The following is a 19,641-nucleotide window of genomic DNA, read 5'->3' as shown; positions in this document are numbered from 1 at the left end:
TCACGCGGACCCGGTGCGGTTTCGGGCTACGATTTCATCGTGAGTAAGGCTGCCGCCTTTGTCCATGAAGACCTTGATCAGGGCGTCGCGGTTGCCCGCCGAGCGGTTCTGATCAGCTTTTTCAAGCGCCGTTTGCAGCTCGTCGGCAGACAGTTCCGTGCAATAGGCAGGCGTGCCTGGCTGTTGTCGCCACGAGGTCGCGAGACCCCCGGCATCGAGAGCGTCGAAGCCCGTCGCCTCTACCAGTTGCATGACAATCGACTTCTTTTCGAGGTCATCACCCGCTACCGGAAGGGCGATGCGGCCGGGTTGCGACTTGTCTACGCCTTTTTCCGCGAGCGTCGCAGAAAGCACCGCATTCCAGGCTTTAATGATCGGTCGGTTGATCTGCTCGCTGACCCAGACCGCTTCCGGTTTGCCATCATCGACGTCGGCGATCGTTCCGTCACGGAATGGGTAATAATTGGACGTGTCTACGACAACGACGTTCTCGGGAACATTTGCGAATAAATCGGCAAGATCGCGATGAGCCGAAAACGGGACCGAAAGGATCACAACATCCACCCCCGCCACGGCATCTTGCTTGGTCGTTGCCGTCGCACCAACTTTCGCTGCAAGCTCGCGAATAGATTCCGGGCCCTTGGAATTGGCAAGCTTGATCTCGTGCCCAGCGGCCGCGAGCTTTCGCGCCAGCGTCGCGCCGATGTTCCCTGCGCCGATAATTCCGATCTTCATAACATTTCCTTTGCTGCGAATATTGGATTCAACGCACTCCAACGGAGACGTGGGAAGCCGCGACCTCGAGCGACGGTGGCGCCGGGTCGCCTACCCCACCACCTAACGAACTCCGGGTTCGGACGACGAGATCAACGCATCTTCCAGCAACACTCTGGCTGCATCGCGGTTTGCCTCCACAATAGCAGGATCGCGCGTCGATTGTGCGATCACGATCGCGCCTTGGAAGAGCGACAGGATCTGGATCACGGCTCTTTCGGGATTGCTCAATGCCAAGGGCTCGATGAGTGACGCAACAAATTCATGCAAGCCCCTGAAATACCCGGCGATGGTCGCCTGTACGTCTGGGGAATTGGCCTCCGGTCCGAACTCGGCCAACCCCTTTACGAATGGGCAGCCGCGGAAAGAAGGCGCGCGGAACGGTTCCTCCATCGCGTCAAAAATAGCGAGGACACGCTCCAGCGGCGACAGCCCGGCTCTTTCAGTCGAGGTTGCGAGCATCTGAAACCAGGTGTCCGTTTTGTAACGCAAATAGGTAGCGATCAGGTCGGCCTTCGATGGAAAGTGTTTGTAGAACGTCATCTTCGCCACGCCGCTTTCGGCAATGATGCGGTCGATCCCGACAGAGTGGATGCTGAACCGGTAAAACAGGTCCGATGCCGTCTTTAATATTCGTTCTCGCGGGGAAAGCGCATTAAGCGGTTGTCCCTCCACATCCACAAATTCAAGCACGCTGCGCGTTGGCATCTTCCATCACCTCAGATTCATTGTCCGCTTATAGACAGACTATTCTGTCAACTTTGTGATTGCAAGCACATACAGGTCTGTCTATATGGTGCGACGCCCCTTGGATTTCATGGAAAGGACTTAGGATGAGCGGAAAAGTCGTTGTTGTAACAGGTGCGAGCAGTGGTTTTGGGAAACTCACGGTATTGGAGCTTGCAAGGCGGGGCCATACGGTGGTTGCGACCATGCGGGACGTCGAAGGGCGAAATGCCCAGGTGCGGAGCGATCTTATCGAGGCGGTGAAAGCTGAAGGGCGTGTGCTGCAAGTCCTTGACATGGACGTTGCCGACGAGGCGTCGGTCAATTCCACGATCGACCAGGTCGTCAAGCAGCACGGAAAGATCGATGCCCTGATCAACAATGCCGGCATAATGCCTGTCGGGGTCACGGAAGCCTATACTGTCGCGGACGTCGAACGGCTATTTGCGGTCAATTTCTTCGGCGCCGTGCGGGCCGACCGCGCCGTTCTGCCGCATATGCGTGCCGCCAGCAGCGGGTTGCTCGTCCATGTGACATCGCTGATGGGTCGGGTGGTCTTTCCGTTCTTCGGCACCTATTCCGCGAGCAAGTTCGCGCTCGAAGCGCTTGCCGAAGCCTATCGGTACGAGCTGAAGGGATTTGGAATCGATTCCGTCATCGTCGAGCCGGGGCCATTCCCGAGCAACCTCATCTCGTCGAGCCCGGAGCCATCCGACCAGACCGTGCTTGCATCCTACGGCGAGGTTGCGGCGATACCGGGTCAGATCAAGGCCCACGCCAACGACGGACATGACGAGGCTAATCCGCCGCGGCCCCAGATGGTTGCCGATGCCATCGCACGGCTGGTCGAGGCCACGGAACGGCGTCCGTTGCGCACGGTCGTCATGCCTGAGGGCATGGATCTCGGTGTCCAGCGGCTGAACGATTCGGTAAGCCCGATTCAGAACGACCTGCTCAGCGCGCTCGGCATGTCGAGCGTGATCTGAGACTCTGGGTTGGCGGGTGGTGCCACCCGCCGCCCTTTGAGGGGGTACTCCGGACCCGTTTGCGACGCCGCATACCGGCAAGGCTTGTGGCACTTTCTGCGTAACCAGTCGCGGCCATGATTGCCCTTTCGCCAGACACATGTCGGCATAGGCTTTGCTTGTTCGTCTTTACACCGTGGCTCCATTCGACGGGCCGAGGCGCAGAGCGACAGGAGGCCGAAATGAACAGGGCAAGGGTTCGGTTGGAAGGCCGGGGGCTGGTCGAATGCCCAAGATGGCATGACGGCGAGCTGTGGTTCGCGGATTGGACAAGCGGCGAAATCCTGGCCTTCAGCGAGCACGGAACTGTCAGAGTGGCGACAACCGCCAAAGCCCCGCCCCTGTCATTCGACTTCGGACCACAGGACGACATGTACGTCATCGCGTCCGGGGCATCGCATCTGCTGCGGTTCAACGGCTCCGGACTGGAAGAATTCGCCGAGTTAGGAGCGAATGGCTGGAACGAGATCGTGATCGATCCGCAAGGCCGCATCTACGTCAACGGCCCGGCGATCCTGCTGATACATCCAGACGGGACGGTCGAAACACAAGCGGAAGGCTTTCAGTTTCCGAACGGAATGGCTCTCTCTGCGGACGGGCGCACGCTGGTTTGCGCCGAAAGCTGGGCGAAACGGCTGACATCGTTTGATGTCGCCGCCGACGGGCAACTCTCCCATCGAAGAGTTTGGGCCGATCTTCCCGGGCCGCCCGATGGCATATGCTTCGACGCTGAAGGCGCGATCTGGTACGCCGACGTCCCCAATGCTTACTGCCGCAGGGTTCGTGAAGGCGGCGCGCTCCTCGATGAAGTCAAGCTCGATCGCGGCGCATTCGCCTGCATGCTGGGTGGACCTGATCGAACCACCCTCTACATTACTGCCGCCAGATGGTTCGGGATGGACAAGATGGACCAGATGGGCGGAACTGGCCAGCTGTTGTCCGTCGAGGTCGAGGCGGCCGGGGCGGGTTGGCCTCACGGGTAGAGCCGCATCCGGAGACAAGATCGGATCGTCGTGCTCTCCAGAAGAGGCCCCTGCGATGGAGTTTGTGAAAGCTCTCACTGCGGGGTCAAATGGCCCTCGTCCGGTAGGCATAGATTGATTCCGTCAAGGCTTTCTCCTTGGCGTTCGCGGCCATAAAGCGACCAAACATCAGACTGGTTCCAATTTCGCACCAGCTGGAGAACCATGGTAAGGCGAACCCCAACGCCACAAGAGCCGGGATTGCCAAGAGAGCCAACATTAATTCGCCGAGCTTGCCGAGGTTCTGGAGCAAGAGAATCGGGAAAAGAATCGGCAACGGAGCAATCACCCACCAGAACAAGACGACAATTCCAATCGGATAGATAGCCAAGCAAGGCGCCCGCTTCGCCAAAGCGAGTGCCCAGAGCTCGCTGCGATGACGGTAATAGGTGATCCGCTGCCAAAGTTTACCCATCTCACCAAACCTGTATCGCGTTGCGCGGACATCACAGATCTACGCTGCTTTATCTTGCAACGAAGAGCGAAATGGAAGGAACGGCATTCTTGTCGAACCGAGCATGCTTAAATCTTCATTGCTCTTGCTGCCCGTTCCAAATTTGCCCGCGCAATCGCGCGATGAAACGGCGCTATCATCGTGAGATAGATACGCCCCAGTCGATTATGGCAATGCACCACCGTACCCACGACCAGCTCGCGCCCATTTGCTGCATCGGTGCGAAGTTGGATCGTGACGCGGAAGTCGAGATGCGAGTCATCCTCGCCCACGACCAACTCCGTCGCGCTCTTTGACAGCAGCGGGAAGTAGCCGATAACCGGCCCACGCCCCGCTGCGGCAAGACCGATGGCGCGCGACGATTTGACGCCGACTGTCGCCATCACCACATCGCGGATACGAGTGAGCGCACGAATCCACCCCGCCGGCCGCTCGAAGCCGGCGCGTGCCAGCACCTCCAGATCATCGCTTGCCCCCGCCGGCAGTCGAATTGCAAAGGCGTCTAAAAGGTCCGCGCCCGCGTAAAGCGGCGCAAGCACGCTGTTGCCAGGCATGGGCACGGCGCGCGCTTTGGTCATGCGTTTAGGTCCCGGATGCTGGTGTGGGGCGTAGCAATCGTGCAAGCAGGGTAAATCAACATGTCTCTCCTCGATAGCCACCATCGAAAGCGCCGTGGCCTGGACATTCGTCGCTCATATCCGCCGCCTCGCAAGGAGATCGATACGAACGTGAAAACCGCACGCCATTTCGGGTGAGACTTCAACGTATCACTTCTTTCCAAGGAATGGCGGGAAACTCCTGGCGCCCGGCTGCGGCGGAAGGCCACTCCCCCTGCCATCACCTTACCAATCCGTAAGTTGTCGCCAAGCCATCCTCTCGGCTAAATCTCGCCCCAGGCATGCCGGGAACGATCGGGCTGATGCGAATCCTGCTTATCGAGGACGACCGGAAAACATCCGATTATATCGCCAAGGGCTTCTCCGAGGCCGGGCATGTCTGTGACGTGTTCGGCGACGGCCGCGATGGGCTGTTTCAGGCGCAGCGCGAGGCCTATGACGTCATCGTCGTCGATCGCATGCTGCCGGGCCTCGATGGGCTGGCGATCGTGCGTTCGCTTCGGGCGGCCAAGGTCGGCACACCGGCGCTGTTCCTGACATCGGTCGGCGGCGTCGACGATCGGGTCGAGGGGTTGGAGGCGGGCGGCGACGATTATCTGGTCAAACCCTTTGCCTTTTCCGAGCTGATGGCGCGCGTCAATGCGCTCGGCCGCCGGCCGCCGGTGCAGGAGCAGAGGACGGTGCTGAAGGTGGCCGATCTCGAGCTCGATCTGATCCGGCGGGAGGCCCGCCGCGCCGGCCAGGTGATCGAGCTGCAGCCGCGCGAGTTCACCCTGCTCGAGGTGCTGATGCGCGGCGAAGGCCGGGTCATCACCAAGACGATGCTGCTGGAGCGGGTCTGGGACTTCCACTTCGATCCGAAGACCAGCGTCGTCGAGACCCATATCAGCCGCCTCAGGGCCAAGGTCGACAAGCCGTTCCAGGCCCAGCTTCTGCACACGGTCCGCAACACCGGATACAGCCTGCATGCGCCTCGCTAGAGTAATTCCAGGAAAAGTGCGAAGCGGTTTTCCGTCCGGAATTGCGTAAAAACAAAAAGTTAGAGCGCTTCTGCGTTTCCGTGAAAAGCTGAACCGCTCTAGAACAGGAAAATCTCAAATCCTGTTCGCAATTTGAAGAGCAAGAGCATGATGTCCTCCGAAAACCGCGCACACTTTTCGGCATCTAGCCTGCGCAGGAGCACGCCGTTCCGGCTTGCCGTGACCTTCGGCGTGCTCTTCGTCGTCGCCTTCATCCTCAGCGGCGCGATCATCTATCACATGCTGCGGCTCGGCCTCGTGCGCGATCTCGAACAGTCGCTGGGCGAAATGAATTCGTTGATCGTCTCGACCTACGAGCCCAATGATCCCGAGGACCTGATCAATACGCTGAACAATTATGCGAACTTCCAGTCGACCTCCGACGGGCTTTATTCGCTGACGGATGCAGGCGGGCGCAAGCTTGCCGGCAATTTCGCCGCCCCCCGCATCCCGAACGGCGTCTATACCGTCACCTCAGGCGATGTCGGGCTGAAGGGCCATGAGCGCTACCGGATGCAGGTCTCGACCATCGGCCCCTACAGCCTGGTGGTGGCGGAAAATTTCAACGATGTCGACGAGATGCTGCGGATCGTGCTGGTGAGCTTCGAATGGGCCGCCGCGATCGTCGTCGCGACCGCGATCGGAGGCGGCGTCTTCCTCGCCTTCCGGGCCCAGGCACGGCTGGACGGGGTCGCCCATACCATGAACCATGTCTCCCACGGCGCGCTCGACGCCCGCATTCCGATCACCGGCAACGGCGACGACCTCGATACGGTGGCGATCCAGATCAACGCGGCGCTGGAGCGGCTGCAGAGACTGGTCGAGAGCATGCGGCAGGTGAGCGCCGATATCGCCCACGATCTGAAGACGCCGCTCAACAGGCTGCGCCTGACGCTGGATGCGGCGGTGGCCGGAAACGACCAGCAGGCGGATGTTTCGGCGCTGCTTGACGAAGCCAGACACGAGAGCGACCGGATCAACGCCACCTTCGAGGCGCTGCTGCGCATTTCCCAGATCGAGGCCGGTGCCCGCAAGGAGCGTTTCCAGGCGACCGATCTCGACGCCGTGCTTGCCGTCATTTCCGAGGTCTATGTCGACGTCGCCGAAGACGCGCAGATGGCGTTGACGATCGCGGAACGCTGTCCGGCGCTCATCCGGGGCGACCGCGATCTCTTGACGCAGATGATCGCCAACCTGGTGGAGAACGCCATCAACCATTGCCCGGCCGGAACCGGCATCACGGTTTCGCTCCGCCGCCAGGACGGCCGCGCCATCCTCTCGGTCGCCGATAGCGGCCCCGGCATTCCCGCCGACGAGAGGGACAAGGTTTTCCGGCGCCTCTACCGGCTCGACAAGAGCCGCGCGACGCCGGGAAGCGGCCTCGGGCTCAGCCTCGTCAAGGCGATCGCCGACCTGCATTCGGCTGAGATCGGCATGGCGGACAATCATCCCGGCCTCGTCGTTTCGATCGGCTTCCCGCTGATGCCGGGACTAAACACCTAACCTCTCATCCGCCATGCCGCGAGCCGGCTGAAGCGGGCGGCAAAGCGGCGCAGCTCGGCGGCGGCGCGATATGGCAGCACGCTCCACGGCCGGCGGCGGCCAAGCCGGTAGGCCGAGAGCCCTGACTGGATCTGGGAACAGGGATCGGCCCTTTGACTGACCGGCAGCGGATCGACGAAGCAGGCGCAAAGCCCATCGTCGAACTCCAGATCGAAGGCGAGATCATAGGGCAGGCGCATGGGGACCAGCACGCCGGCAATCCAGCCTGCTGCCTTGCGGTTGATCAGATAGGCGCCGGACCCCTTCTCGCGGGTGAGCGCGATGGCAAGCGAGCGCGACGCAGTCAGCGGCTCCACCTTGTGCTTTTTCCCGGAATTGACGGTGGACAGACGCAGGATGTCCCAGCGCGCCTGGTGCTTGAGGGCGGCTTCGAGCAGCTCGGCCAGGTCGTCATCGAAATCGAGATCGTCTTCCAGAATGAGGGCGAACTCGGCACGGCTGCCGAGGAACCGCTTGGCGCATTCGACGTGGCTGAGATAACAGCCGATCTCGAAAGGGTTCGGCCGGCGGCCGTGCCGGCTGAGATAGGCTGCTTCGTCAAAGCCCGGATGCGGCAGGCTGAGCCCCGCCCCATCGACCGCCGCCACGCGCTCGAAGGCAAGGCCGAAGCTTTCCAGCAGGCGTTCCATTCGAAACCTGCGCAAGGACGCACGATCGAGATTGATCAGATAGGTGTTCACCCGCAGGCTGACCGGATGAAGGGCCGGCATAAGGGCGGCAGGTGTGGCGCGCATGTTCATGAGAGAGCTGACCTTCGACTTGGCATTGATGGCGCCAAGCCTGCGCTCCAAACCTCACGGGGACCTCGCTGGAACTATACAGTTTGGTAAAGTGCGGAGGTCGAACGGCCGGGCCGGCATTCTTACGGATTGGTATGATCCCGGCAAAGAACGCGTAAGAATGCCGCGCTACCAGCTCTCCTGCGGCATGCAGTGGACGCCTCCCTTCCCGCGATCGAACGACAACCAGCGCGCCTTCGATGACGACAGCGACCCACTGCGTGCCGTGCCGGATGACCCTTGGCTTGAGCAAGCCGCTCAGCGCCCGCTCTCAAACCCGACGGAGACCAACGATGAAACCACGTGCCAGACTGTTGCCGCTTTTTACCGGAGTCGCCATCGCCTGCTCGGCCGGAGCAAGCTTTGCCGCCACCAGCGTGATCAATGTCACGGAAGATGGAGAAGGCGGTGGGGCGATGTCGCTGAAGCTCGACCCGCCAACGGTCAAAGCCGGCCCCGCGACCTTCGCAGTCCATAATGATGCGATGACGGAGCAGCATGAAATGGTCGTCGTTCGCCTGAAATCTCCGGACCTGCCTATTCCGGTCAACGCTGCCAAAAACCGCGTCGATGAATCGAAGCTGAAAAGCCTGGGCGAGGTTTCCGATCTGAAGCCGGGCGCCAGCGGCAAGCTGAATACCAAGCTCGCGCCGGGAACCTATTTGCTCTTCTGCAACATGAAGGGCCACTACGAAGCCGGGATGGAAGCCAGGCTGACGGTGACGCCGTAGGGGCGGGCGACTGCCTTTTGCAGCACCCTTGCTGGACCTTCTTCCCCACTCGGCGGCGAGCGGCCCCTCGCCGGCGAGACAGGTATCCCGCCGCCAGCGCATCGGCCCGAAAAAATGCGAGACCTTGAGAATCTCCGGCCTGAGCGAATGGGAAAGCGCGCTTGCGGATCTTGGCTGCTAAATGACAGCGCTGCCGTTCGGGGCCGATATACTCGGTCTTGAACCCATTCTTTCGGACTTCGCGCAGGAAGGAATTCGCATGTGACAGATCGATGAGGGTTTCCCGGTCGCAACGTTCAAGATGGTTGGCGCGCAACCAGTACGATCCGCGGGTGCTCACCACCCTCACCTGCCAGCCGCCTTCGTCCTGCTTCTGCAGCCGGAAGTCGGGAACCTTGCCATCCGCGATAACGGGATTGCCTGCCGACAGGTTTTTGGTGGCTCGCGGGGTGGCCGCTCTCGTCGCCTGCGAGAGCATGACCTTGAGCAAGTGGGTATCGTGCTCGTTCCGCTGCTCCAGCAGCAGCGTGCGAAACCGGCCGATATTTTGCCTGAGAATGAACCGTTGCACAGCAGCCTCCCTCAGGCTCTGTTCGCGTCACCCATCTCGTCTTGATTGGCAAGGCGAGTGTACTACGGCCTTCGGTCGTCGCGCCAGCGTAAGATACAGCGCGGCATCGGCCACTCAAACCGACGTTCCCAAACGCACCGAGCTTGGGGCCCGAGCTCAAACTTTGCCGGCGAAGCAATCTCTGCCATTTTGCAGGTCGATCGATCAAGCTCCTGGCTTCCTCGAACAGTCTTCGCAAAGGGAAAGATATCGTGGCCGAGAATGATTATGATGCGTTCGCCGCGGCTTATGATGCCGATAACGAGGTCAATGCCTGGAATGCCTATTACGAGCGGCCGGCCAAGATTTCAGCTCTCCGATTGCGCAATAGGCGGTCACGAGGACCGCCTCACCGCAAGCTGTGCAAGATCGTTCGCTGCGGCGAGCAGATCATCAACGTCCGCCTGTGTCGTGGCGAATGATGTGACGAACCGAACGGTCCCCGCCTCCCAGCGGTCGTGGTAGAAGCGAAAACCAGCCGACAAAAGCCCGTTAATCAGGTGGTCCGCCAGTTTGCAGAATAGGATGTTGGCTTCAGGGTCGCGATCGACCTTGGCACCCGAAATAGATGCGAGCCCTGCTGCAAGTGCCTTTGCCATGGCATTGGCATGGCGGGCGTTGCTGAGCCAGAGATCGTCGGCGAGATAGGCTTCCATCTGTGCGGAGAAGAACCGCATTTTCGATCCAAGTTGACCTGCACGCTTTCGGCGGAAGGCCAACGGCTGTGCCAAGTCCTGATTGAACAGTACGATCGCGTCGACGCCGAATGTACCGTTCTTGGTTGCACCGAAGGAAAGCGCATCGACACCACGCTTCCACGTCATCTCGGCTGGCGAGCAACCCAGCGTCACCAAGCCATTGGCAAAGCGGGCGCCATCCATATGCAAGCCCAGTCCGGCATCACGGCAAACGGCACCAATCGCCTCGATTTCGTCTAGCGAATAGACGCTTCCGACTTCCGTCGCCTGGGTTATGCTCACGCAGGAGGGTTGTACGGAATGGACATCTCCCACCATCCGCTTGGACTGGGCCTGAAGCGCGGCAAGATCGATCTTGGCGTTCTCGCCGCCAAGCTGAACCAGCTTTGCACCGTCGCAAAAGAATTCCGGAGCGCCGCATTCGTCGCGATTGATATGGGCATCTGCATGGCTCAGCACGCTGCCCCAAGGAGGTGTCATCGTTGCCAGACATAGGGCGTTCGCCGCCGAGCCTGTTGAAACGAGGAACACCTTCACGTCCTTTTCAAAGATATTCGACATGCGCACCTCAAGCCGCTGTGTCACCTCATCGTTTCCATAAGGAGCGGCTTGCCCCGCATTGCAACGGACGATTGCCTCCATCATTTCCGGGGAAATGCCTGCGATGTTGTCGCTGGTAAAGCCGCGGGCCGGGGGTTGAATTGAAGGTGCCTTTACGTTCATCATGGATTGCCGCTTCCGTCACTGGAATTTGATGGCATCCCTATGGACCAACTTGCGGCCTGATTATTGAACGATATTTCTATTCCGGTAAAAGATAGCGAGCGGGCGTGACACCCAGCATAGCCCTGAAGTGTCGTGTAAGATGGGCCTGATCCGCAAAACCGACAGCATAGGCGACGTCGGCGATCCCCAATCCCTGCCGCAATAGTTCACGCGCTTTTTCCAGCCGGACTTGAATGAGATAGCGCATTGGCGGCACCCCGAAGCTGGCATTGAACCCTGCAATCAGCTTGCCCTTGGAAAGCTCGGCAACGCGTGCCAGTTCTTCAAGCCTGATGTTTTCGCTGTAGTGGGAATACAGGTATTCGCGGGCGCGTTCGAGGCCACCCGAAGCCGATTTCGAAATCTTGTTATCCGTGTTCGTTCCCGCAAACAGCGGTGGTAGCAGATCATACAGCGCCTCCTCGATCTCCAGCGATGAAGCCGGCTCCTCAAGCAAGTCTATCAGTTGCCGCAAGCTCGCTTCGGATCGCGCATCGTGCTGGAAAGGCGAGCGGAAACTCAATGTTCCGCTATGAGTGTCCGAGCCCTCCCACAGGACTTCCCGAATGATCCGTTCAGGCAGGTAGAGAATTCCTTGTGTCCATCCGCTCTCGACGCCCGCGCCGCCAAAATGCGGCTCACCCGGCGCGAAGGTAGCGATCGCGCCCGACCCTGCATGCCAAAGCTCGCCTCGACACCAGACATCGTGCATACCCGATTTGATCAGACCGATGAGATATTGCTCATGGGCGTGCCTGGGAAAATATTGTTTGGTGTATTCGGCCGAAAGGTAATCGAACCCACCCATAACATCGACACGGGTAAGGGTCGCCTCCTCCCTCGGCGGCCTCCCACGCTGGCCTCTGGACGTGTTCTTCATGCTCGCATCTATATCGGCAAAACAATATGATGTTAATGCTCATGGCAGCAGAGGCGGCATGATTACTCAGGGCGGACAGCGGACTTCAGCTGCGCGTTGTTTATGACCGCCGCGATCTTGCCGCGATGGCGCACGATGCCAGCGTCCCGGAGCAGGCGCATAATGTCGGCCTCCGTGAATTGCGCGATGCGGTCAAAGTCGAAACCGAGAAAGGCAGCCCGAAAATTCTCGCGCTTGGACAGGATAGTGCGCCAGCTCAAACCTGACTGGAAGCCTTCGAGGCAAAGCTTCTCAAATAAACGGTGATCATCATCTACCGGAAAGCCCCACTTGGTGTCGTAATAGGACATGAACTCCGGAGCGGCTGCGCACCAGCGGCAACGCGGCTGCCCATCCGGGCCGAAGATCGTCGCGCTCATTTTCTCACGCCCTGAGAAAGGCCAAGCGGTCGTCGGTTCGGCCCGGTGCAATTTCAAGAATGTCTGCGCTTACGACACCCCCCACAACAAAAGGATCTTGCTGGAGGCGCATTTCGAGATCGGCGCGGGATGTGTTGTGGGCGAGAACCGCTCCGCCCGCACTTTGCTGAAGGCTTCCGGTAAGGAGGAAGATACCATCGTCAAAGCCCTGTTTGATCCAGGCATTATGCCCTTCCATAAGGGCGGAGGCTCGGGCCTTGTTGGCGGAGAATTTAAGTGTAACGACGAGCATACAGGGGCCCTTCAGGAATTCTGGATGGAAACGGATTCGGGGTGATCGGATAGATTGGGCCGCTGCATTGCCAACCATAGGCACATATCGTCGACTTCACGGCGGACGAAGGCTTCGTCGCGGAAGGCGGTCGCGAGTGCGGCCACACCCTGGCTTCGCATCAGGATGTGCATGGCAAGCGCGTCGGCATCGGTCTCACGGCCAAGTGCGGCGAACTGGCGCGAAAGCCAATTGCGAAACAGAGTGAAAAGCTTGATCGCCTCGTCCTTGGCAGTGTGGTCGAGTTTGGCGAGTTCGTTGCAAAGCGTGCCGACCGGGCAGCCAAAGGCCATGATCTTTGTCTGGTTCATGATGAGCATATAGATGAAGCTTCTGATCCGTTCGCTGGGAGCTTCAGCCCCAGCCTCCCACGCATCTAGCATCGCCTTGGTCTTTGAAAGACGATGGGCGATCACCGCATCGAGAATCTCGTCTTTCGTCTTGAAGTGATAGTAGAAATTGCCTCGCGAAAGTCCGACGACTGCCGCAATGTCGGCGAAGGACGTCGCCTCGAATCCTCGCTCATAAAAGAGCTTGTCTGCAGCCTCAACAATCTGCAGTCGTGTGGTCGCTGCCCCCAAGTGCCCGGTTCTCCATTGCCATCGCTCATCGAGTGGACAAATGCCCTACGAAACTCTTTAGGACAATTGACCTAAAGACGTCAAGGGTGGGGCCTGAAAGGTGGCGGGATTCCTGCCTTCCGGAAGATAGGGATTGTCGTTGCAAATGGCTCAAGTGTCTAGCATGTCCCACTCGCCGCCGCTTTCCATCCCACACTCAATACTTTCGGGGCGTCAGGTGAGTTTGAGCGAGGATAGCGTCGACGACACTTGGGACCGTACCCGTCGTGTCGATATTGATGCCGATGGGAAGATATTCCCGGGTATGATGGTAGCGGAGCACCAGCGCCCGCTCGGCCGGCTCGAAGCCCGGCTCATTTGGCCGCCCATCCAATCGTCGGTTCAAGGTCTCAACGTCTGTATCGAGCACGAAAACCTTGTCGAAAAGGTCCAGGAATTTGTGGAAATTGCGCGAGCCGCCACTGAAGAAGGTGGCAGGATGGGTGGTGTCGGCAGCAATGGCGCGGACCTTGTCGACAGGCCAGATCCAGTGGGCGTATCCCCAAACGATGCTGTCCGCGCCTGCGGGTGGTCCTGCGAGCGCCTGGCCCGTCTCGGGGTCGCCGACATAGGCCAAGACCCGGTCACCATGCACGACATGGTAGCCCCGCCGCTCCAGTTCGGTAGCGACGGACGTTTTCCCAGTCCCGGAACCGCCTTCGATCAGATAGTTCTTGATTCCCATGGGCGCTGCTTATCATGGCCTTCGATCTGGTGAGAAGACACTCTACCTGGGAACGCTTTGTTCCAATCCATCGTCACCCATTGACGTGAACGGTTTTCACCCCAATAGGGGTCAGGCCAACCAGACGACAACAGGAGTGCAATCGTGAGCGAACCGACCGTAGCAGATGCAACAAACCGCATTTATGAGTCGCTGCAGGCGGACAATGCCGACATCGACGTGCATATCGCGACCCTCAAGGCGGCGTTGACGCGGGCGGGTTTAAAAGAGGCCGTATTCGACCCGGCTCGGCTCGTGCAGAATAACCGTTCCGGCAGGAAGCGAATGGAGGCCTACTTTCGCCAGCGCGGTGTCATGGTGAAATTCTCAGCCTCGTGAAGCCTTTCTATGACGGCAGACGGCTGTAATCACCCTCAATGGCGCTGACACCACGCATTGGCGTCGGGCGCGGATGAAGGTCGCGTCGAAGTTAACCTGCTCCTATTGGCCTTAGCGGCCGAGAGGGGCTGCTTGCCCTTCCCGACGCTCGGCGGGCGGGTAGACCTTGCGAGTTGACCGAATGTGGGCTCGCTGGAATAATCAGCCGAGCAGCGTGACGTCGGGGAATTTGCGACCCTGCGGCCCGTGCTCACCCCGTTTGATATTCGTGTGGGGAGTCCTCGATGTCTGTCATTTACAGGCCAGCCCGGGCGGAGGATGTGGCCGCCACCGACGTGCTGGTGGTCGCCAGCATCAATGAGCTCACCATCCGACATGGCTTCGGCCCAATGGCGATGCCAAGCCCTCCCAACTTCCAGCTGTTTTCGCTTGAGGACGACCCCGGCGGTCTATGGATCGCGGAGAACGGCAGCGACATCGTCGGATTCGCCTGGAGCTGGGCGTGCGATGAGCTTTGGTTCCTTGCCCAGCTGTTTGTCGACCCGGCGCAACAGGGTCAAGGCATCGGCAATGAGCTGATGAGACGAAGCATGGAGCACGCCCGAAAATCAAGCGCAGCCCATCGGGCGCTGATAACGTTCTCCTTCAATCGTGTTTCGCAGGGTCTCTATATCCGGCATGGCCTCTTCCCCAAAATGCCGATCTATTTCGTCGGCTCCAGTCGTGAACAACTGGCCGCCAAGTTGCAGGAGCCGTCCTTGCGCAGCGTCGCTCTCGTCGATACCGACGCTGCGATAAGGAGACTTGCCGAAATTGACGCTCGCGCCGTCGGCGCTGCGCGAGACAAGCACCACCGCTACCTGCTCAGCGACCCCGCGACCACCGCTGTCCTGCTCTATTCCGGAAACGAATGCGTCGGCTACAGCTATGTCAGTGCGAGCGGCCATGTCGGACCGGTCGCCGTCACGCGTGCCGACGTTCTTGGCGATGCCTTTGCTGCTGCGTTGAAGATTGCCGCCGGTGGCTCGTCCGACAATGTTTCGGCGTTCCTGCCAGGCACATGCGAGGCCGCGCTCACCCTCGCCATCGATGTCGGCATGCGTATCACCTTTCCGATGCTGCTGATGGCAACACCCGGCTTCGGCGATTGGGTCAAATACCTGCCGCGGAATCCAGGATTTATGTGAGCAAGAATCGGTTCCTGCCACAAGCCGCATGTGGGACAGCACCGGGTTCGACTTTTGCGGCATTATGGAGCAGTTGCCACAAACCTTATGTTCGATGGCCCCTGCTCCATAAATCCGGCAGCTTGGGAACCACCGTGTAATCTTCTGCATTGACGATTTACGCAAAATACGTAATTTACATGTCAACAAAGGAGATAGATTATGGGTGCAGCGCTTCAAATCCCCGCATCGGAATTCTCTCGTCACTTTGGACGAGTTCGCGAAGCAGTCCATAAGGCCGGGGTGATTGAAGTCACGTCGCATAACAGAGTCGTGGGTGCCTACATCAGCGCAGACGAGCTTGAACATTTCAACCGTCTCAAGCGACGTGAGGTGCAGGTGCTTCATGTCAGCGAGATCGATGACGAGCTACTCACTGAGATTGAGAACGCAGAGTATGGCGTGATCTCTAAGTGAAACTGCCAGAGGCCGTGTGAGCACGGCCGGCTCCACACTTCCAAGGTTTGAACAATCCAAAATCGATAATTGATCGAAAATGTCGCCGGAGCGGTCGACATCATCAACCTGCTTAGTCGGCAAATACCCATCCATGAGCCTGCAATCAGATTTGTGGCAACTGCTCCATAATGCCGGACTTTTGCCTGAAGCGGACAACCCGTGAAGCTCGAAATCCAGAACGTTACGGCGGGAACGGCACGATCCACGGGATGATTCGATCGGTCCCGATTATCGATCGGACGGCAGTATCGCTGAGGCTACCCTGAACCGGCGGAACTTGCGCAACAACACGACGTTCAGAGGCGAGGAGGAACACCAAATGTCAGTTCCATTCGAGCCGATCGTGCCGCCGCCATCCGTACCGCCTCTCAACCCGGCGCCGGATCCGGATCGTATGCCAGGCGAGCCGCTGCCTGACCCCGAACCAGACGAAGGCCCTGCCCCCCTCGACTGAAGGCGTAAGCGGTGTTTTCCTCGCACATTGACCAAGCGCGGTAGGCCGTTCCGAAAGCTACCGCTGCGACATTGATGGCAAGAATGCGCCATGAGCAGTCGTTCACGACCGCCACTCGAAATGTCACGTTCCAACTCGGTTGCCGCCTTCAGTCGGCTAGGCCGAGCTTCGAGAGAATTTCCTTCGGATCTCCATGCGCAACGGAGGTGGGCGACAGATCGTCCGATGGCTCAATTTCCCGGCGTAATTGAAAGGCGAGCCAATGCGGCGGCGCACGGCGTGCTGCGTTCAAGCGCTCGAAATCGACGACAGTGTCGCCGGCGCTGAGCATCTCGGGGTCGATAGCCACCGTCAGGCAGTGGCTGCCTTCGTGCGTAATGCGCGCATTGTAATCCTCTCCAGGCGGAAGGAAGATGAGCGATGCCGGACCGCAGGCGAGCCGCGTGCGACCCCAGTCCACCGAGTAGCTTCCGTCGAGTGTAAGGCAAAGTCCTGCCCAGCGGAGCGGTTCGGCCGGAACTATGGTGGACGCACAATAGGTGGCTTCTCGAATCTTAAATCCCGGCCTGTCGAGCGCGTTCAGGGGGCGGACGCACCTATGGCTATTCAGGCAAACGGATTGCTGGTCTAGCCGGCGCAGCATGAGAGCTTCGCCACGTCCTTGTCGAACGAAAGTGCCGCGAGCTTCAGGCCTTCGACGGTGGTGAGATAGGGAAAGATCGTGTCTGCGAGGTCATCGACGGTGAGACCCTGGCGGATCGCGAGAGCCGCGGTCTGAATGCTGTCGGCACCTTCCGGCGCGAGGATGTGGGCGCCGAGCAGGCGGCCGTTGCCAGCATCGGCGACGAGCTTGATCAGCCCGCGGGTGTCGCGGGCGGCCAGCGCGCGGGGCACCCGGTCGAGACCGATCGTCGAAACGCGGATCTCATGCCCGGCTGCGCGCGCGGCGACTTCGGTCAGCCCGACGCTCGCCACCTGTGGATCGGTGAAGACGATAGCGGGCATCGCGCTGTTGTCGTAGCGCAGGCTGTCGCCGTTGAGGGCGTTCTTGACGGCGAGCTTGGCGCCATAGGCGGCCATGTAGACGAACTGGTGGCGGCCGGTGACGTCGCCGGCGGCATAGACGCCGGCTCTGGTCGTGCGCATGCGGTCATCGACGACGATGCCGCCCTTCGGCGAGACAGCGATGCCGAGGTCGGCAAGCCCAAGGCCTTCGATGTTGGGCGTGCGCCCCGTGGTGATCAGCACTTGATCGGCGTCGATCGCAATATCCTGGCCTTCGCGCGTGATCGTCAGTGACACACCGTTCTCCGTCTTGCGGATCGCGCGGTAAGCGATGCCGGAGACAACGGTGATGCCTTCGTCCTCGAAATACCCCGTGAGCGCCGCGCCGATCTCGGACTCGGCCTCGGGAAGCAGGCGCGACCTGCAGACGAGCGTTACCTTGACGCCGGCGCGGGCGAACATCTGGGCGAGCTCGGCGCCGATATAGCCGCCACCGATGACGAGCAGCGAGCGCGGCAATTCCTCGAGGTCGAGCGCCGTCGTGCTGGTGAGATACGGCACGGTCCCGATGCCAGGAATGGCGGGAACTGCCGGCCGCGCGCCGGTCGCGATGATGATCTTGCTAGCGGCAATAGGCGCGGCGTCAACTTCGACACCGCCGTCGAGGAGGCGCGCCGGCCCGTCGCGATAGGCGATACCGTTGTACGCGGGGAGCAGATCGACGTACTTGGCCTGGCGCAGTTCGGAAACGAGGGCATCCTTCTGACGAACGGTTCCGCGCCAGTCCGTCAGCTCGGCCGCCGCCGTGATGCCGGCAAAACGGGCCGCCACGCGCGCATTGTGCAGCGTCTCGGCGGCGCGGATCAAGGTCTTCGACGGCACGCAACCGACATTGACACAGGTGCCGCCGATGGTGCCGCTGCCGATGAGTGCGACCTGGGCACCCTGATCGGCGGCCGTGATCGCCGCCGAGAAGCCGGCAGAACCGGCGCCGATCACGATGAGATCGTAGGCGCCTCCGTTGCGGCCATCGGCGCGGAGGGGTCGGTTGGCGACCACCGGGCTCTTCGACGCCAGATCGAGACCGGCGAGGCTCGGTCCGAAGAGAGCACGGCCGGCTTCCAGCCCTTCCTCGATCGACAGCCGGAAACCCGGTTCGTCGGCGGCGCGTTCGTCGCGCCAGGCTGAAAGATGCTCGTCCGAGCAGAAAAAGGTGGTCGTCGCGCAGAGCGAACTCGCGGCGCAGCCGCCTTCATAACGGACGCTTTGCCACATGACGGCCGACTGCGGCTCGACGTCGGCGAGCGCCCGCCCTCGGTCACGCGTGGTGATCCGGATCGGCGCGCCGCAATGGCGGCAGGGCGAGGCGATCGCGGTGTCGCGATCGGTCATGGCACCGATGCCCAGCGCGTCGACCGCGCACATTGCATTCAGCGTGCGCCCGTCCAGCGTGACCCGATGGCCGGTGTTATGATCGCTGAAGGGATAGGCGCCGACGATCCGCTCGCCATCGAGAACGACGAGGTCGCGCCGGCGGAGCTCGTCGAGCAGCGGCCCGATGGCCGTCTCCCTGAGTCCTGTACGCTCCGCGAGCGCGCCTATGGCCGGGGCACGCCCATAGTCGGCGTAGAGTTGGAGCAACGCAACACGCACCTTGTCGGTGGCGGGATCGTAACCGCTCCAGCGATTGAGCACGTGGTCGGATCCGACCATCGCCTGCAGAGCGTTCTTGACCACAGGCGACGTGACCGCCGACCAATCCGGAAACGTTACGCCCGGTCGAACGGCAAAGCTCGCCAGTGTCGTGGGCTGAGAATCGGCCGGTTTGTCCGGGGAGGAGGTTGCACAGCAATCGTTCATGGCTTCACGCCTTCCTTGCGAATCTTCGTCTCATAGGCCGTGGCTCTTGCCCGGCGATGATGGAGGCCTCATGCGACGAAGCCGAAGCCCGCGACCATCAGGGGAAGCACTACTGCACCCACACCTGTCAGCCACGCGCCAAGACCCGCCAGGGTTAGGCCGATGGCGAGGAGCGGCGCCGCGCAGCAGATCGCGGCGAGGACGGCGCCACGGCACCTGCGCGGATTGCAGCGCGATCAGTCATCTAGCTGCCCTGCTGCGTCGGGTGGGCCGGATAACCGGCATTCATGCTGGCGGCTGCGATGACATCAGTGCTCGTCTTAGCGTCGTCGAAGGTCACAGTCGCGGACTTCGCCTCGAACGAGACGGTCACCTTCGCGACACCGGGGATCGCCGCCATCGTGGTCTTCACGATGTAGGGGCACGAGACGCAGGTCATGTTGTCAACGGCAAACGTCACAGTGCGTTCGGCGGCGAAGGCAGCAGGCGCAGTCATCAGCGACGCGATCAAAGTGAAAGCGCTCAAACTCTTCCTCATGGG

The 19,641-nt window shown here is 60.5% G+C and carries 22 protein-coding genes and 1 pseudogene; 9 read left to right on the top strand and 14 right to left on the bottom strand.

Features of this window, described 5'->3' with window-relative positions:
- Positions 1-735 (bottom strand): NADPH-dependent F420 reductase, encoded by a 735-nt coding sequence (locus ACIPSK_RS18965; protein ID WP_162118202.1) that lies wholly within the window; start codon positions 733-735, stop codon positions 1-3.
- A gap of 102 nt (positions 736-837) precedes the next feature.
- On the bottom strand, positions 838-1,482 hold the full coding sequence (locus ACIPSK_RS18960; RefSeq protein WP_162118203.1) for a TetR/AcrR family transcriptional regulator: 645 nt from the start codon (positions 1,480-1,482) through the stop codon (positions 838-840).
- 125 nt (positions 1,483-1,607) lie between these two features.
- Between ACIPSK_RS18960 and ACIPSK_RS18955 the strand changes: the two genes are divergently transcribed.
- On the top strand, positions 1,608-2,486 hold the full coding sequence (locus ACIPSK_RS18955; RefSeq protein ID WP_162118204.1) for an SDR family oxidoreductase: 879 nt from the start codon (positions 1,608-1,610) through the stop codon (positions 2,484-2,486).
- A gap of 221 nt (positions 2,487-2,707) precedes the next feature.
- A complete protein-coding gene (locus tag ACIPSK_RS18950) occupies positions 2,708-3,508 on the top strand; it encodes an SMP-30/gluconolactonase/LRE family protein (protein ID WP_162118205.1) in 801 nt (266 codons plus the stop codon).
- Between the two features lie 85 nt (positions 3,509-3,593).
- Here ACIPSK_RS18950 and ACIPSK_RS18945 read toward each other — a convergent pair whose 3' ends face one another.
- Together ACIPSK_RS18945 and ACIPSK_RS18940 are read right to left on the bottom strand one after the other, a co-directional pair.
- Positions 3,594-3,962 (bottom strand): hypothetical protein, encoded by a 369-nt coding sequence (locus tag ACIPSK_RS18945; protein ID WP_162118206.1) that lies wholly within the window; start codon positions 3,960-3,962, stop codon positions 3,594-3,596.
- 107 nt (positions 3,963-4,069) lie between these two features.
- Entirely contained in the window at positions 4,070-4,579 is a 510-nt protein-coding gene (locus ACIPSK_RS18940; protein WP_162118207.1) for a DUF2867 domain-containing protein, read from the bottom strand.
- Between the two features lie 341 nt (positions 4,580-4,920).
- Here ACIPSK_RS18940 and ACIPSK_RS18935 point away from each other — a divergent pair, with 341 nt between their 5' ends.
- Together ACIPSK_RS18935 and ACIPSK_RS18930 are read left to right on the top strand one after the other, a co-directional pair.
- A complete protein-coding gene (locus ACIPSK_RS18935; RefSeq protein ID WP_026154042.1) occupies positions 4,921-5,598 on the top strand; it encodes a winged helix-turn-helix domain-containing protein in 678 nt (225 codons plus the stop codon).
- A 147-nt stretch (positions 5,599-5,745) separates the two neighbouring features.
- Positions 5,746-7,140: a HAMP domain-containing sensor histidine kinase gene (locus ACIPSK_RS18930; protein ID WP_168724901.1), complete on the top strand. Its 1,395-nt coding sequence runs from the start codon at positions 5,746-5,748 to the stop codon at positions 7,138-7,140.
- Here ACIPSK_RS18930 and ACIPSK_RS18925 read toward each other — a convergent pair.
- Positions 7,137-7,940, bottom strand: coding sequence for a glycosyltransferase family 25 protein (locus ACIPSK_RS18925; protein WP_162118208.1), 804 nt, complete (start codon positions 7,938-7,940; stop codon positions 7,137-7,139). The genes ACIPSK_RS18930 and ACIPSK_RS18925 overlap by 4 nt on opposite strands.
- A 332-nt stretch (positions 7,941-8,272) precedes the next feature.
- Between ACIPSK_RS18925 and ACIPSK_RS18920 the strand changes: the two genes are divergently transcribed.
- Both ACIPSK_RS18920 and ACIPSK_RS18915 read left to right on the top strand, forming a co-directional pair.
- Positions 8,273-8,710 (top strand): copper resistance protein, encoded by a 438-nt coding sequence (locus tag ACIPSK_RS18920; RefSeq protein ID WP_162118209.1) that lies wholly within the window; start codon positions 8,273-8,275, stop codon positions 8,708-8,710.
- An 822-nt stretch (positions 8,711-9,532) separates the two neighbouring features.
- Positions 9,533-9,622, top strand: a pseudogene (locus ACIPSK_RS18915) (SAM-dependent methyltransferase); the annotation flags it as partial.
- A gap of 33 nt (positions 9,623-9,655) precedes the next feature.
- Here ACIPSK_RS18915 and ACIPSK_RS18910 read toward each other — a convergent pair.
- The 6 genes from ACIPSK_RS18910 to ACIPSK_RS18885 all read right to left on the bottom strand — a co-directional run bounded on the left by ACIPSK_RS18910 (position 9,656) and on the right by ACIPSK_RS18885 (position 13,718).
- Complete coding sequence (locus tag ACIPSK_RS18910; RefSeq protein WP_162118210.1) at positions 9,656-10,744, bottom strand: threonine aldolase family protein; 1,089 nt, start codon at positions 10,742-10,744, stop codon at positions 9,656-9,658.
- A 76-nt stretch (positions 10,745-10,820) separates the two neighbouring features.
- A complete protein-coding gene (locus ACIPSK_RS18905; RefSeq protein WP_162118211.1) occupies positions 10,821-11,663 on the bottom strand; it encodes an AraC family transcriptional regulator in 843 nt (280 codons plus the stop codon).
- A 62-nt stretch (positions 11,664-11,725) separates the two neighbouring features.
- Entirely contained in the window at positions 11,726-12,082 is a 357-nt protein-coding gene (locus tag ACIPSK_RS18900; RefSeq protein WP_281410330.1) for a DNA-3-methyladenine glycosylase I, read from the bottom strand.
- 4 nt (positions 12,083-12,086) lie between these two features.
- On the bottom strand, positions 12,087-12,374 hold the full coding sequence (locus ACIPSK_RS18895) for a YciI family protein (RefSeq protein ID WP_162118212.1): 288 nt from the start codon (positions 12,372-12,374) through the stop codon (positions 12,087-12,089).
- A gap of 11 nt (positions 12,375-12,385) precedes the next feature.
- Positions 12,386-12,994 (bottom strand): TetR/AcrR family transcriptional regulator, encoded by a 609-nt coding sequence (locus tag ACIPSK_RS18890; RefSeq protein WP_162118213.1) that lies wholly within the window; start codon positions 12,992-12,994, stop codon positions 12,386-12,388.
- Between the two features lie 196 nt (positions 12,995-13,190).
- Positions 13,191-13,718, bottom strand: a complete 528-nt coding sequence (locus tag ACIPSK_RS18885) for an AAA family ATPase (RefSeq protein WP_162118214.1) — start codon at positions 13,716-13,718, stop codon at positions 13,191-13,193.
- Positions 13,719-13,859: 141 nt separating this feature from the next.
- Here ACIPSK_RS18885 and ACIPSK_RS18880 point away from each other — a divergent pair, with 141 nt between their 5' ends.
- From ACIPSK_RS18880 to ACIPSK_RS18870, 3 genes are all read left to right on the top strand, one after another.
- Complete coding sequence (locus ACIPSK_RS18880; protein WP_155755784.1) at positions 13,860-14,096, top strand: hypothetical protein; 237 nt, start codon at positions 13,860-13,862, stop codon at positions 14,094-14,096.
- Between the two features lie 284 nt (positions 14,097-14,380).
- Positions 14,381-15,283, top strand: coding sequence for a GNAT family N-acetyltransferase (locus ACIPSK_RS18875; protein ID WP_162118215.1), 903 nt, complete (start codon positions 14,381-14,383; stop codon positions 15,281-15,283).
- A gap of 201 nt (positions 15,284-15,484) precedes the next feature.
- On the top strand, positions 15,485-15,739 hold the full coding sequence (locus ACIPSK_RS18870) for a type II toxin-antitoxin system prevent-host-death family antitoxin (RefSeq protein ID WP_162118216.1): 255 nt from the start codon (positions 15,485-15,487) through the stop codon (positions 15,737-15,739).
- A 644-nt stretch (positions 15,740-16,383) separates the two neighbouring features.
- On the opposite strand, the gene ACIPSK_RS18865 is transcribed toward ACIPSK_RS18870, so the two are convergent.
- From ACIPSK_RS18865 to ACIPSK_RS18855, 3 genes are all read right to left on the bottom strand, one after another.
- Entirely contained in the window at positions 16,384-16,878 is a 495-nt protein-coding gene (locus tag ACIPSK_RS18865) for an AraC-like ligand-binding domain-containing protein (RefSeq protein ID WP_348642936.1), read from the bottom strand.
- Complete coding sequence (merBA, locus tag ACIPSK_RS18860; RefSeq protein WP_162118218.1) at positions 16,863-19,100, bottom strand: bifunctional organomercurial lyase/mercury(II) reductase MerBA; 2,238 nt, start codon at positions 19,098-19,100, stop codon at positions 16,863-16,865. Before merBA ends, ACIPSK_RS18865 begins: the two co-directional genes overlap by 16 nt.
- Positions 19,101-19,344: 244 nt before the next feature.
- On the bottom strand, positions 19,345-19,638 hold the full coding sequence (locus ACIPSK_RS18855; protein ID WP_162118219.1) for a heavy-metal-associated domain-containing protein: 294 nt from the start codon (positions 19,636-19,638) through the stop codon (positions 19,345-19,347).
- Positions 19,639-19,641: the final 3 nt, after the last annotated feature.

The sequence above is a fragment of the Rhizobium sp. LARHSG275 genome (assembly GCF_052871115.1).
Note: the sequence above shows the minus strand (reverse complement) of the source record. Positions and strands in the feature narration are given on the sequence as shown.

Bases quoted from the DNA above. Each gene is read 5' to 3' on its own strand.
- ACIPSK_RS18960 (WP_162118203.1), bottom strand. From the start codon at position 1,482: ATGCCAACGCGCAGCGTGCTTGAATTTGTGGATGTGGAGGGACAACCG.
- ACIPSK_RS18930 (WP_168724901.1), top strand. From the start codon at position 5,746: ATGATGTCCTCCGAAAACCGCGCACACTTTTCGGCATCTAGCCTGCGC.
- ACIPSK_RS18855 (WP_162118219.1), bottom strand. From the start codon at position 19,638: ATGAGGAAGAGTTTGAGCGCTTTCACTTTGATCGCGTCGCTGATGACT.
- ACIPSK_RS18870 (WP_162118216.1), top strand. From the start codon at position 15,485: ATGGGTGCAGCGCTTCAAATCCCCGCATCGGAATTCTCTCGTCACTTT.
- merBA (WP_162118218.1), bottom strand. From the start codon at position 19,100: ATGAACGATTGCTGTGCAACCTCCTCCCCGGACAAACCGGCCGATTCT.
- ACIPSK_RS18925 (WP_162118208.1), bottom strand. From the start codon at position 7,940: ATGAACATGCGCGCCACACCTGCCGCCCTTATGCCGGCCCTTCATCCG.
- ACIPSK_RS18965 (WP_162118202.1), bottom strand. From the start codon at position 735: ATGAAGATCGGAATTATCGGCGCAGGGAACATCGGCGCGACGCTGGCG.
- ACIPSK_RS18885 (WP_162118214.1), bottom strand. From the start codon at position 13,718: ATGGGAATCAAGAACTATCTGATCGAAGGCGGTTCCGGGACTGGGAAA.
- ACIPSK_RS18905 (WP_162118211.1), bottom strand. From the start codon at position 11,663: ATGAAGAACACGTCCAGAGGCCAGCGTGGGAGGCCGCCGAGGGAGGAG.
- ACIPSK_RS18875 (WP_162118215.1), top strand. From the start codon at position 14,381: ATGTCTGTCATTTACAGGCCAGCCCGGGCGGAGGATGTGGCCGCCACC.
- ACIPSK_RS18940 (WP_162118207.1), bottom strand. From the start codon at position 4,579: ATGACCAAAGCGCGCGCCGTGCCCATGCCTGGCAACAGCGTGCTTGCG.
- ACIPSK_RS18945 (WP_162118206.1), bottom strand. From the start codon at position 3,962: ATGGGTAAACTTTGGCAGCGGATCACCTATTACCGTCATCGCAGCGAG.
- ACIPSK_RS18910 (WP_162118210.1), bottom strand. From the start codon at position 10,744: ATGATGAACGTAAAGGCACCTTCAATTCAACCCCCGGCCCGCGGCTTT.
- ACIPSK_RS18895 (WP_162118212.1), bottom strand. From the start codon at position 12,374: ATGCTCGTCGTTACACTTAAATTCTCCGCCAACAAGGCCCGAGCCTCC.
- ACIPSK_RS18935 (WP_026154042.1), top strand. From the start codon at position 4,921: ATGCGAATCCTGCTTATCGAGGACGACCGGAAAACATCCGATTATATC.
- ACIPSK_RS18900 (WP_281410330.1), bottom strand. From the start codon at position 12,082: ATGAGCGCGACGATCTTCGGCCCGGATGGGCAGCCGCGTTGCCGCTGG.
- ACIPSK_RS18955 (WP_162118204.1), top strand. From the start codon at position 1,608: ATGAGCGGAAAAGTCGTTGTTGTAACAGGTGCGAGCAGTGGTTTTGGG.
- ACIPSK_RS18865 (WP_348642936.1), bottom strand. From the start codon at position 16,878: ATGCTGCGCCGGCTAGACCAGCAATCCGTTTGCCTGAATAGCCATAGG.
- ACIPSK_RS18920 (WP_162118209.1), top strand. From the start codon at position 8,273: ATGAAACCACGTGCCAGACTGTTGCCGCTTTTTACCGGAGTCGCCATC.
- ACIPSK_RS18950 (WP_162118205.1), top strand. From the start codon at position 2,708: ATGAACAGGGCAAGGGTTCGGTTGGAAGGCCGGGGGCTGGTCGAATGC.